The following is a 14,274-nucleotide window of genomic DNA, read 5'->3' on the forward strand; positions in this document are numbered from 1 at the left end:
GACTTCCAAGTGCTAAGGGACCAAATGCTATTCAAGTCCTCGTAACTCGTATTTCGTGCTTTTATTTCCTAAACCGTAGTTTCTACAATTCAATCCATAAACTCAAGATTGATGCTTCCACCCGAGCTCTGCATGGAGATCAAGGGGCCTCCTCCGTTCATTTTTCCTACGATCAGATCTTTTTTGATTTCACCGTCGAAATTGCTGAACTGTGTATTTACCCTTCCACCGCGTAGGTCTAGGTTGAGGCCAAGTCCAGCAGGAACTTCAGCAGAAATACTTCCTCCTGAGCTTCTGAATGACAAGTCTTCCTCGACTGCCAGCAGTTTGGCACGGATAGAACCTCCACTGGTACTTGCTGTGATTTTCCCGGTAATGTCTTCAAGCGTGACACTTCCCCCGGAGGTATTGACGCTTACACTGCCTCTCAGGTCAGCTATTTTCACTGCACCACCGCTGGATTGCGCCTCTACTTGACCATCAAAGTCAGTTAGGGAAAAAGATCCTCCGGAGCTTTTGGAAGTCACCGTACCTGAAGAATTCACTACTCGGATAGATCCTCCGCTGGTGGAGATTTGCTGAGTTCCGTTAAGATTTTCAATGGAAATGGAACCTCCACTGGATTGAAATTGGGAGGAGATTTCTATCGGTGCCTGGATTTTGAAAGAAAGGCTGAGGTTGTTGCCATTTCTCCAGCTATCACTGCTTTTATTTTTGACTCTCAGGGAAATGGTATTTCCGTTTTTGGAAATATCCAAAATGTAGTTTTCTAAAAGTTTCTCCACTTCTGCGTCTGTGGAGCCGATTTCCTTACCATTTCGTTTGACAAACATGTCCACCTTGACTTGATTGCCGCTGCCTCCGGTGACGGCCACGCTCGCACCAGAAGTTTCCACTTCGAGATTTCCCTTTCCGCTGAGGGTGAACTCCTTGCTTAGGTAGGGATCAGTCTGAATGAATGCGGATACCTGCTGCACAAAGACAAAAAACATGGCAAGCGATAAGCCGATTACTAGGGATTTTGAATTTTTCATGATGAAGTTGGAAATAGTCAACCTTCCTATTCCTACTTCTGTGCCAGTGAAAAAGTGGCTCTATGATCTCAATTCAAAGGTATTTTGACAATAGTTTAAAAGTTCTCGGACAATTTTGTTCGCCAACGGGCAAAAGGGGAAAATCCCAAGCTAGCTCTGGGGAATTAGCTTGGATTATTTTGCCTAGGAATGAAAAGCGGAATACGTTCTGAATTTCCAGCATTGAAATCTAAAATCCGAAATCCCCCTACTCATTCTTCAGACTATCAATAGGATTGATCACGGCAGCTCGATAAGCCTGGGACAGAATAATGGCAAGACTAATCAGCAGGATAAATCCTACACCTATTCCGATGTGAATCAATCCAATACTCACTTTGGAAGCAAAGAAATTCAGCCATAGGTTATTGATAAAAAAGGCCGCTGGAACTGCCAAAAGTATGGCAAAACCCAATAGTTTCAGAAAACCCTTAGAGAGTAAATAAATGATTTGTGGAATGCTTGAACCTAAAGTTTTCCTGATTCCGATTTCTTTGACGCGGGTTTGAGCCGTGTACATCGCCATTCCGAGCAAGCCAAGCAAAGAAACAAAAATGGCCAAAAAAGAAATCAGCCCAATCACTTTCATGACATCTCCCAAAACCTGATGAATAAATAAAAGCTCCTGATCTAGGTATTTGTAGGAAAACTTGGAATCCGGATTTACCTCTTTCCAGACTGCCTCCAGAGCAGCAAGAGTTTCCTGTTGGTTTTGACCGGATACTTTCACCAGCGCAAATGCCATGGCATCATTTCGATTGCGGAGCACCAGACTTTCCATGGCACGGTCAGGGGAAAGAAATTGAAAATCCCGCACCACGCCTGCAACCTGTATATTTTTAAATTCTCCATTTTCATCCAATACCAATTGCTTGCCTACAGCCTGCTCGTTACTCCCTAGATTGAAGGTTTTTACGGCAAACTCATTGATCAGAACCAGATTGTCGCTACCCTCCATCGGAAGGTTTTGGCCGGCAATAAGTTTCAGATCCAGTACCGCTGATGTCGAGGAATTGATGTCAAAATAATTAGTCAGGATCGTATCGGTAGGAAAATCGAGATTGACTGCATCCAAGGTCAAATTCCATCCACCCCCGGGAATCAGGGATGTGGCTCCTACTTCCGAGACTTGAGGATTGGATACTACAGCTTGAGCAAATCGCTGGTAATTGGCTGGGTCGTAAAGTTTGACTGAAACAATATTTTCCTTGTCAAATCCATAATCGAAATTCAACATATGGCGCGCCTGCGACTGGATCAAAATGATCGAAATGATGAAGATCAGTGAAATGGAAAACTGAAAAACCAGAAGGACATTCCGGATTCCCAGGCTTTTAAAAATCTTTACGTTACTGAGATTATTGAAGAGGCTGACTGGGTTAAGTTTTGCCACATAGCTAGCAGGGAGGATGCCTGCCACGATCCCCACCAGAATACTAAATCCGATAAAAATGAAAATCCCAGGCAGACTTTGACTGAAGGAAATTCTCAAGTACTGATTGAATGTCAAGCCCAAAAATCCCTGCTCGAGGACCTGAAGCAGAAGAAAAGCAAAGAACAAGGAGCAAAGGGAAATCACAACCGCTTCGGTAATGAATTGGATAAAAATCTGTGCTTTATTCGCTCCGGATACTTTTCTGACACCGACTTCCTTCAGTCGTGTGAGAGATCTGGCTACAGCCATATTGGTGTAATTCAGACAGGCAGAAAACATCACCACCAAACACAATACACCCAAAATCAACAGCACCACTTTTGGCACCGATACATGCGTCGTATTGCTGATGAATGCGGTCGGTGAAAGATCGCGTAAAGCCATTGCTTTGAAGGAATGTTTGTCGTCGTATCGCGGACCATAGATCTCTTCCGAGATCTGATCCAGATTAGCCTGAAGATCTCCTTTGCTTTGCCCCTCTTTTAGCAAGACGTAGGTGTAATTGCTCCAGACATTATCCCAATCTTCATCTCCACGACTGAGTACTGCCCCTTCAGGCAGAGATTTCATGGTGCTGAGGGAAGCCAGAAACTTAAAAGGAAGGTGGGTTTTGCCCGGATTGGGATTCAATACCCCGGTGATCGTAAAGTAACCGAAATCTGTCACTGTATTCCCTTCTTCGATATCCATGGCCCGCATGTCCTTATCCTGAAACTTTACCGACTTGCCCAAAGCCGATTCCGTTCCAAAAAGAATTTGAGCTACTTCGGAGCTGATCACCAAGGAAAAGGGCTCATTTAATGCGGTACTGGGGTTTCCTTCTTTGAAACTATAATCCAAAATCTGAAAGAAGTTGCCATCGGCAAAATAGCCTCCTCCCGTCGCAAATTTATCCGCATAGATTACATCTCCACCGATTTCACTGTTGATCGCCGCGGCTGCTTCGATGCTTGGAAATTCACTTTTTAGCTTTTCAGCCAGAGGCAAAGCAGAGCTAGCAGACTCCCCGCTGTTTACCTGATAACGCGTGGTATGGACCCGATAGACTCTATCTTTTTTGGAGTGGTAGGTATCATAGCTGTACTGATCCATCCCGATCATCAGGATAAGCAAGCATACCGACATACTGACTGCCAAACCAAAAATATTGATCAGGCTAAATGATTTGTTTCGGAACAGATTCCTCCAGGCGATGATGATGTAGTTCTTGAGCATATCCATTAGATAAACATTGGCTGAAAAAGGTTACAAATCGAGGTCTCAGTTTGCAGTGTCAGTGATCAATCTCAGTTTGGAAAAAATGAGTGGATCCTGAATCTTGGATCTAGCTTCTTGGCTCTTGATTCTCGCTTCTTGACTCCTGACATCAAATTCTTACTACTTGATACTCGTAACCTGCTACTCTCAAGAAATTGCTTATCTCGTGCCTCTCTCGCAATGAAGACGATGCCTTATTCGCTCTTCAAGCTTTCCACCGGATTCATCAAAGCAGCTTTGACACTCCTAAGCCCGATCGTTCCAAAAGCGATTACCAAGGTAATCCCCGCAGCTAGTGCATAAATCCACCAGGCAATATCAATGTGGTAGGCAAAGTTTTGCAGCCAAAGATCCATGAAGAAAAAGCCTGCCGGAAAGGCAATGCAAAAAGAGATCACCACCAGCTTGATGAAGTCTTTGGCAAGCATACCCACGATCTGAGGGACTGTGGACCCAAGGACTTTTCGGATACCTATTTCCTTGATGCGTTGCCCTGCGGTGAAGGTGACCAAGCCAAATAATCCAAGGCAAGCGACAAAGATGGTCATCAGCGCAAGCAGGGTAAGAAAAGACCCGATTTTGGCTTCCTGCAGGTAGGTTTCATTGTAAAGCTCATCCAGGAAGGCATAGTGAAAAGCTTCTCCCGAATTGAAGCCAACCCAAGTCTGCTCCATATCGGAAAGCAAACCAGGAATATCCCTGCTATCCACTTTTAGAATCAGGCTATAGTAGGGATTATAGACCATCATCAGCGGTCTGATCGGTTCACGGAGCGATTTCGAGACAAAGTCTTTCACTACACCGACGACTCGGACTTCTTGTCTCCCACCTTGATTGTCAGTCATCTTTTCGAAGACTTTTCCAATTGGATCCTCGGCAATTCCCAGTTCCCTGGCGGCAGTTTGATTGATGATAATATTGTTTTCCTCGGAGCCAAAATCAAGGGAGAAGTTCCTTCCTGCGACAATTTCCATTCCCATGGTAGGCACATATTCTTCGTCAATTCCGTATCGAATCATCCGGAAAGTGACGGTAGGATCATCTTTCGAAGTGAGATTTTCATTACTTGTATCTGTAGGGCCTGAAGGGATATAGGCTGATTTGGTCACATTCTTGACTCTTGGATCAGACTTCAATCTATCCCGGAATACATCCAATTTTTCACCCAATAAACCTGCATCCCGCAGAACTATTAGCTGGCTGCGATCATAGCCAAGGTCTTTATCTTGGATGTAATTCATCTGTTGCGAAACTACCAGCGCACCGATGATCAGCGCAACAGATACTGCAAACTGAAACACCACCAAGGTGCTTCGCAATGCCCCTCGACTACTTTTCGAAACTTTTTTCTTCAGCGACTCGATGGGCTTGAATCCGGAAAGAAAAAATGCCGGATACCCTCCTGCCAGAATAGTCACCAAGAGAAGAAGTGCACCGAGAGAAATCAGGATTCCGGGTCGTACCAACACCGACATGGACAGCGATTTGTCAGCAAAATCATTGAAAAACGGAATGGCGATCTTGGCCATCAGCCCTCCCAAAATCATCGCGATGCAAACCGCCACAAAAGACTCGGACAAGAACTGAAAGACCAGATGCTGCTGATCCGAACCCATCACTTTTCTGACTCCGATTTCTTTGGCACGCTGAGAAGCCCCGGCAGTGGACAAGTTCATAAAATTGATGCAGGCAATCAGCAGCATAAAGACCGCAATGGCCAAATAGATCATCACGGTTTGCATATCTCCTCCCGCTTCAAAATCGCCTTTCCCCGCATACAAGGGATTGAGATGAATCGCTGTGATCGGTTGGAGCTTAAAGTAGACGTGATTTCCTTTTTCAAAAAACTCGTCGAAACCCATCCCCAATCCCTGCTTCATCTGGCCCTCCATGTATTTCTTTGAAAGGGCAAGAAGCTTAGACTCCATCTGGGATTCGTCAGCTCCCTCGTTCAGAAGCAGATAGGTTACATAGCTACCGGACAACCAACTTTGATTTTTTGCATCCGGATTTCCAAGCATGGACCCCAACATATCAAAGTGGAAATGTGCATTTTCCGGAATGTTTTCAATCACGCCTGTGACGGTATAATCACCGGCAAAATTTTGGTACTCACTGGTATAATATCCGATATCCTCCAATTTGACAACCTGATTGATCGGATTTTGATCTTCAAAAAGTGCCTTTGCCTGATCTACAGTGATGACTAATGTGTTTGGTTTGTCCAGTGCGGTAGCAGGATCTCCGCTGACAAAATTGAGGTCAAAGATTTCAAAGAAATTTGGATCGACAAAGGCAGTCTTTCCCTTACGGATTACTTGTTCTCCGATTCTGATTTTGGTGGTTGAATTCAGCTTGATTACGCGGGTACTTGCTTCGACTTCAGGAATTTCATCCTTGAAAGTCTGGGCCACCGGAGCCATTACACTGGCCTCATTCAGAAATTCCTCTCCGATTTTAGCATCCAAATTCACCCGGAAAATCCGATCCGAATTTGTAAAAAAGCGGTCATAGCTCAACTCTTCGAATACATACAAGCCGATCACCAGACATGTAGCAATTCCCAATGAAAGCCCCAGAATATTGATGAATGACATCACTTTATTCTTCATGAGACTTCTCCAGGCGATTTTTAAGTAGGTTTTGAGCATGAGGATTGAATGATTTTAAAATTGGAAAATTGGAAGATTATGAGTTGTAAAGTGGTAAGGTTTCTTAGTGTCAAGGACCTAAACACTAGTCAGGGCCAAGTCCCTTAAATTTCGTATATCCCACTTCTATTCATCCTTCAGTATAGCCACAGGGTTTTTCACCGCCGCTTTAAAAGCTTCCACTCCCACGGTAAACATGGCTATTCCAATAGCAAAAACTCCAGCGATACCGAAAAACCACCATTCAATCTCCACCTGATAGGCAAATTCACTCAGCCAAATCGACCCAGCATAGTAAGCAATCGGAAAAGCTATCCCCATGGCCAGTAGGATCAACTTTATAAAATCGGAAGAAAGCAGACTGACAATACTTAGAACGGAGGCTCCCATGACCTTTCGCACCCCTACCTCTTTTTCTCGTGATTCAGCAGTAAATGCTGCCAATCCAAACAAACCTATGCAGGAAACGAAAATAGACAGGACTGCACCTGCAGTGATCATTTGCTTCCATTTGGCTTCGCGTTCGTATTGCTTCAGATTGGTCTCTCTTTCGAAACTGTAATCAAAAGGTATATACGGAATATGCTTTCGGAAGACAGATTCGATGGTTTTGACAGTTTCAGCCGCCTGGTTCTCCTTCAATTTCACAAAAAGTGAATTCAACCCATATTTCGGATCTTGGGTAAGTACCAAGGGCTCGATATCTTCTTTTAAAGAGGAAAAATGGTAATCCTTTACTACTCCAATAATCTTCATTTTTTGGTTTTTCCATTCAAAATCCACTTCCTTGCCTACTCCCTCGGTCCAGCCTACTTTTTTCAAAAATGCTTCATTTACCAAGATAGCCTCGTCTCTATCCGTTGCATAGTCAGCTGAAAAATTCCGTCCTTCAACCAACTCAATTTCCAGCGTTTTAAGAAAGTCATCATCTATTCCGATGTATCGAAACCCCACATTTTCACCATTGACTTTGGCGAATGTCCCGTTGTAATTCCCATTAAATCCAGCTACAGACTGAATTTCGGTCAACGATAAAAGTTCTTGTTTGACTATTTCCCTGACTTGGTGATTCCCCCGAAAACCGTCGATTTTCATTACATTCTCGTCAGAATACCCTAGATCTCTGGAGGTGAGAAAATTAAATTGGGAGAAAATCAGAATGGTCCCGACCACCAGACAAATTGAAAGCGTAAACTGTAGAATTACCAGGCTTTTGGTTAGAAAGCTTTGCTTAAGGAATTTTCCTCTTTTTTGAAGGCTTTTGGACGGACTGAATCCCGAAAGTATCAAGGCTGGATAAAATCCAGAAAGTATCCCTGTGATCAAAAACAGCCCAACAAACACCAGAATCAATTCTAAATCAAAAAGATAATCCAATGACAAGGACTTATTGGACAAGTCATTAAACTTTGGAAGAACAAATTGACTCAAGAGAATTGCCAAAACAAAAGCGATCGAAGTCATCAAAAAAGATTCAGTCAAAAACTGAAGAATGAGCTGCTTTCTTAGCCCGCCGATTACTTTTCTGATGCCAATTTCTTTGGCTCGCTTCAGCGATCTGGCCATAGATAGATTGACAAAATTGATACAGGCTATCAACAAGATAAAAAGACCGATCCCACCCAAAATGTAGGAGTATATTGGACTGCTGGTTCTGGTGATTCCATTTCGCTCATTATCCGTACCATTATCCAAATGGATGTCCATAAATGGCTGCAATGAAAACCCAACCTTACTATTGAATCCCTCAGCAGCATCCAGTTCATTTGCTGCATTAAGCAGAAAAATTTCATCCATTTTTGGCCCCACCTGTCTATAATCTGCCTGATTATCCAAAAGGACAAAAGTATTCATGTAGAAGCCCAGCCATTCTTCATTGGTCCATCCATTGACTTCTTGCCATTCGAAAGAAATCATCGTATCAAATTGAATCGTGGAGTTTTGAGGGATTGACTTAGAAACTCCAGAGACGGTAAATGGAACAAATTCATCATTGACTTTCAATTCCACCACCTGACCCACGGCATCGGTTCTACCAAAATAGTTCAAAGCCATTTCTTCCGAAATCACAATAGATCCTATATCAGAAAGAACTGTTTCTGGATTTCCATGAAGCAAGGGAAATGAAAAAATCTGAAAAAATTCAGGGTCAGCAAAAAGTACATCCGTATTCAATAGGTCTTCTCCTTTTTTTGCAACGAAAGGCTGTGTTTGAGTTCGAATTACTTTTCGGATTTCAGGAATCCCGTCCTGAAATGAGGGGCCATGAATGGTATTGGTACTGGCTATTGTCACCGAATCATTGGGCGAAACCATCGTCACTTTGATCCGGTAAAGGTCATTTCCATTACGATGAAATCTGTCAAATGATCTTTCATCCTTGACATACAACAAGATCAAAATGCAACAGGTCAGCCCTAGAGCCAGTCCTCCAATATTGATGAAAGAGAAAACTTTGCCCCTATTTAGGCTTCTTAAGGCTATTTTTAAGTAGGTTTTGAGCACGGGGATTGAAGGATTTTAAAATTGGAAAATTGGAAGATTTTAAAATTGGCAATCGGAGGATTTGGAAGGTTGGAGGTCAGGAAGTTCCAGTTATCTCCTTTCTCCAATCTCTTGTTTATTGATACTTAGTACTTTGTACATTGTACTTGGTACTTGGTCACAGCACTTCACTCACTTTTCAGACTCTTCACTGGATTCATCCGAGCAGTTTTTATCAATTGGAAACTGACCGTTGAGAGAGCAATCAACAATCCTGCACCTCCAGACACTACAAACATCCACCACTCCAGTGAAATTCTAAAAGCAAAATCCCGAATCCAAAATTCCATGAAATACCATGCTATTGGAATTGCTATCAAAAAACCCAATAGAACAGGTTTCAAGAAGTCTTTTGTAAGAAGATTTAAAATTTGCGGTTCAGAAGCCCCGTTGATTTTCCTGATGCCAATTTCTTTTGTCCTTCTGATTGATTCATAAGAGGACAAACCAAACAATCCTAAGCAGGCAATAAAAATTGCTAAACCTGTGAAAAAGTTGAAAATCAAATAAAATTGTTGGTCAGCTTTATATTGGCTGTTGAAGAAATCATCGAGGAAAAAGTATTTGAAGGGTTCTTCCGGATAAAACTTTTTCCATTCGGATTCAGCAAAATCAATTAACGTCGTGAGATCTTTCGGACCGTCCCCAGTTTTGGTAAAATTCAAAGTGATGTATTCACTGTAATTAGGCTGGAGATAAAAGATGATTGGCTCAAAATCATTCTTCAGGGATTTGTGATGGTAATCCTTCACCACCCCTACTATTTCTTTTACCCCGCCAAAAACAGCGATTTGCTGGTGAATTGCGTCGCTTGCTTTCTCGTAACCAAGGCGCTTAGCGGCAGTTTCGTTGATTAGAATCGCATGATCCTGCGTCCCGAAATCAGGAGCATTTTCATTTGATTTCGCGATTTCATTGCCACTTATCGGCTGGTCTTCTTCAAGAAATCTTCCTGCTGCCAGTTCCATTCCGAAAGCCGAAGTATACTCATAATCCACGCCCATTACGTGAAAAAATTTTGCGTTTTCAGGTTCATCAAGCCTCCTCACAAAATTGTTTCCCCTGATTTCCGTCGAAGGCACATTGCGTGAAAGGGTTACGTTTTCAATCATGTTGAAGCTTTTCAGAGAAGTCTTGTATGCAGACATTTTTGTTTGAAACTCGGGTAAACTATTGGCAAATCTTGCTCCTTCAATCACCAGTTTCTGTTCAATATCCACTCCCAAATCGTAATTTCTCATAAAGGAAAGTTGCCTGTTGATTGTAAATACCACCATCATAAAGACGGCTGCTACCATAAACTGAAATACAACAAGACCTTTTTTCATCCATTGTCCCTGTCCTGAACTTGAAAGATTTCCCTTCAGGACAGCAATTGGATGATAGCTTGATAGTATAAATGCAGGATAAAATCCGCTCAAGAGTGTTCCCGAAATGAAAATCAAAACGATCCCGAAAATTACTTTTGGCTCAAGCAAAATTGAATTTTCAAATGGGATATCAATCAAAGTCGAAAAAATGGGCATACTCAAGTGGGAAAGAAAAATTGCCAACCCCAATCCTAAAACATTATAGAGAAATGCCTCCATCATATGTTGTAAAACCAGTTGAATCCGGGATGCTCCGATTGTTTTTCTAAGTCCAGATTCTTTGGCCCTTTCCATTGACTTAACTGTCGAAAGGTTCACAAAATTCACCCAAGCCAATATCAAAATGCAAATGGCAACTACTGAAAGACTATAGACAGTCTGAGCATTTCCATTTACTTCCAACTCATTTTTCAGATTTGAATTCAAATGAAGCTCTGGTACAGGGTTGAAATTCATTTCATAAGCAAAGCCTTGCTCTCTTCGGTCAGCCGTATGGAAATCAATAATGGGTTGAAAAGATGCGGCGAGTTGATGAGGATCAATTTCTGGTTTTAGAAGAATATAGGTGTAAAAATTTTCCCAGAACCACGCATTTTCTGTTTCATCGCGATAGTCAGTTTGTCCGTCATCCCAATTATACATTGTGGGGTAAGAAACTAAAAAATCAAATTTCAGGTGGGAATTTTCAGGTGAATCAGCAGCCACTCCTGTAATCTGAAGATCGGTGGAGCCAAAGTAAGTTTTGGACTGAATAGATTTTCCGACCGGATTAACTGATCTCCATTCCTTTCCGAAATATTTTTCCGCGATTGTTTCAGAAATTACGACTGAATTTTGATCTATCAGTGCACCATTAGAATCTCCCAATACCAATGGGAATGTAAAGACCTGAAAGAAGGAATTGTCCGTGTAAAAAACCTTTTTCTCTTCGAAAACAACCTGTTCTTTTCCCTTTTGAATAGAGAATACTCCCGGCTGGGGCATTAGCCTCACAAAGGTTTCAACCGATTCCGGAAAGCTTTCCACCAAAGTCTTTCCTACAACAGGAAAAGTAGTGGCAAGACTGGTTTCCAATTCCCCGTATTTATATTGAGTCAGGTCAACCCGATAAGTCCGATTGGCATTTTCGTGAAACAAGTCGTGGCTCTTTTCAAAACTGACATACTGAAAAATCAACAGACATGCGGCCATGCCTGTCGCTAAACCAAGAATATTGATGATTGAAAAGACCTTGTTTTTTAGCAGGGATCGCCAGGCGAATTTGATGTAGTTTTTGAACATACAATGGAATGGAAAATTCTAAATTGAAAGTTTAAGAGTCTGGAAACTTGGAAGTTAGGAAGTTCCAGTTATCTCCTTTCTCCAATCTCTTGATTCCTGCTTTCTTGTTTCTTGATACTTAGTACTTGGTACATTTATTCGCTTTTCAAACTCTTCACCGGATTAGCCTGCAGACTTTTATAGGATTGGAAAAAGATCGTCCCTAATGCCAGAATTAGACAGGAACCAGCCGCCAGTACAATAACCCAAATTTCAACTCCAATCTGGTAGGCAAAATCAGCCAGCCAACCCTTCATTACATAGATAGAAAGCGGGATAGCGAAAAGCATCGCTATTAAAATAAGCTTGATGTAAGAACTGGACAAGAGTCCAAATATTTCCAGCATAGATGCTCCAAACACCTTTCTGATACCGATTTCTTTGACCCGCAAATGGGCAGTGAAAGAAGTTAATCCAAACAGCCCGAGAATTGCTATGGCAATCGAACCCATAGTCAATGCCCATAGCAGCCCTTCCATTCGCTGTTCAGATTGGTATAACTTTCCAAAATCTTCATCCAGAAAAGTATAATTCATCGGAACCCGTGGCTCGTATAGTTTCCAAGCGGCCTGAAGTTCTGCGATCCCCGCTTTCAGATTTTCTCCCTGTAGGCGAACAGAGATATAATCCCGGAGAAAATACTCATGCAGGTATTCGATCACTAAGGGTTTGATTTCATTTCTGTATGACTCAAAATTGAAATCCTCCACCAATCCGATGACTTCAAGTGTGGCTTCATCATCAGCTCCCTGGTTCTTGACGATCAGCTGACCGATTGGATTTTCGCTGATTCCAAGGATTTCGGCAGCCTTTTCATTGATAATTACTTTGCGTGCATCAGCACCTGATATAGCCGTGAAATTCCTTCCGCCCAATAATCTAAACTTGTACGTTTCCAAGTAGTTATGATCCGCTTCGTACCAGTTCATCCCTTGCTGCTGCGTAGTAGTCGGTAGGTTGAAGGAGCGCATCTGAAATTGCGAAGCCATGGGAATCCCCGTGGAAAAACTCAAATTTTGAACACTGGTACTGGAAGCCAATCTTCCTGCAAAGTCCTCCCGCTGGTGATTTTGAATTTCCCCGTCATTGTGAATGATCAGCAGCTGCTCACGCGAAAAACCCGGATCACTCTGCTGGATAAAATTGAGCTGGCGCTGCACGATCAGCGTACAGATAATCAGTGTCATGGTCGTGGCAAATTGAAACACCACCAGCCCATTTCTGAAGCTATGGGAGTTTTTGCCGACTGTAAGCTGCTTTTTCAAAACCAAAATCGGTCGAAAAGAAGAAAGATAAAACGCCGGATAGAACCCTGAGAGGAAAGTCAGCACCACGATCAAAACTGGCACAATGACCAGAATCAAGGGATTTTGAAGCAGATTGAAATCGATATTTTTTCCTGAAAGCTGGTTAAATATCCCGTTGGACAACTCAACAAGAATTAAGGACACGATCACTGAACCCAAAACCAAAAGAAAGGCCTCCGTCATAAACTGCCAGATCAACTGCCATTTGCCCGAGCCCATGACTTTCCGGACTCCTACCTCCATGCTCCGAAGTCCAGATTTTGCGGTAGCCAAATTCATAAAATTAATACAGGCCAGAAGCAAGATGAAAATCCCTACCAGACCAAACAGTTTGACATAACTTTCATAGCCATTGGGCTTGATTTCCCTGAGCAGATGTGACTGCAGGTGGATATCCTGCACAGGCATAAGCCTCAGGTTGTAATCAGCGTTTTCCCCATCCCCTTCCAACGCTGGTAGGGCAAAATCGGCGACCAGTTGATCAAGTTTTGAAGCGACCACATTTTCCTTTTCCTGAGGAAACTTGACGTAAGTATACAGGATAGCCCAACTCCAATTGTCCATCAAAAAAATCTCACGATGCATATTGGGCTCATAGACCAGCATATCAAATTCCATATGAGATTGCTCCGGGATATCTGCTATCACAGCGGCTACTTGTCTCGGCACGGGATTGTTGCTCCCGATCAGCAGCTCTTTCCCAACCACCTCTTGCGGACTAAGGTCCCCAAAGTATTTTTTTGCAGAAGCTATCGTGATCACAATGTGATCCGGTCCAGAAAGGGCTTTTTCCACACTTCCTGCTGCCAAAGGCATATCGAAAACCTCAAAGAAGCTAGGTTCTGCATAGAAAACCTTGGCCTCGCGAAAGACTTGATCCTTATTTATCCCTTCTGCTGGTTGCACTGTAAAATCGTTCCATTTCAGCAATCTCGTGACCGCTTCTATCTCAGGAATATCCGATTGAATCCTAGGCCCTAAGGGTGGCGGTGAAGTGGCATAGCTAGCGGTGGCAAAGTCGCCCCAATGCGAAGTGACCCGAAAGACATCCTCGGAATCTGTATAAAAACGATCGTAACTCCTTTCGTCTTGGACAAAAAGCATGATCATCAAAAAGCCACTGATCCCGAGGGTCAAGCCGAAAACATTCAAAACAGTGTAAAGTCTGTTTTTACGAAGTGTCCTCCAGGCAATGGTTAAGTAGTTTTTGAACATCGGGATTGGAAGGTTTTAAAATTGGAAGATTAGGAAATTAAGGTTCATTGATTCTAAAGTTTTAATGGAATTAGGTTTCCCGAAGCCAAGGACTTTATCCCT

6 protein-coding genes are annotated in these 14,274 nt (G+C 42.7%); all 6 read right to left on the reverse strand.

Annotation, left to right across the window (positions count from 1 at the left end):
* Positions 1–89 precede the first annotated feature (89 nt).
* Positions 90–1,034: a DUF4097 family beta strand repeat-containing protein gene (locus DK188_RS18045; protein WP_111672251.1), complete on the reverse strand. Its 945-nt coding sequence runs from the start codon at positions 1,032–1,034 to the stop codon at positions 90–92.
* A gap of 247 nt (positions 1,035–1,281) precedes the next feature.
* Complete coding sequence (locus tag DK188_RS18050) at positions 1,282–3,723, reverse strand: ABC transporter permease (RefSeq protein ID WP_232825765.1); 2,442 nt, start codon at positions 3,721–3,723, stop codon at positions 1,282–1,284.
* 236 nt (positions 3,724–3,959) lie between these two features.
* A complete protein-coding gene (locus tag DK188_RS18055; RefSeq protein ID WP_111672253.1) occupies positions 3,960–6,416 on the reverse strand; it encodes an ABC transporter permease in 2,457 nt (818 codons plus the stop codon).
* Positions 6,417–6,542: 126 nt separating this feature from the next.
* The gene (locus DK188_RS18060; protein ID WP_111672254.1) at positions 6,543–8,921 is read right to left on the reverse strand and encodes an ABC transporter permease; all 2,379 of its coding nucleotides are present in this window, start codon (positions 8,919–8,921) and stop codon (positions 6,543–6,545) included.
* A gap of 167 nt (positions 8,922–9,088) precedes the next feature.
* A complete protein-coding gene (locus DK188_RS18065; RefSeq protein ID WP_111672255.1) occupies positions 9,089–11,611 on the reverse strand; it encodes an ABC transporter permease in 2,523 nt (840 codons plus the stop codon).
* A 134-nt stretch (positions 11,612–11,745) separates the two neighbouring features.
* Positions 11,746–14,172: an ABC transporter permease gene (locus tag DK188_RS18070; RefSeq protein WP_111672256.1), complete on the reverse strand. Its 2,427-nt coding sequence runs from the start codon at positions 14,170–14,172 to the stop codon at positions 11,746–11,748.
* Positions 14,173–14,274 lie beyond the last annotated feature (102 nt).

The organism is Algoriphagus litoralis (genome assembly GCF_003259255.1).
Classification (GTDB): domain Bacteria; phylum Bacteroidota; class Bacteroidia; order Cytophagales; family Cyclobacteriaceae; genus Algoriphagus; species Algoriphagus litoralis.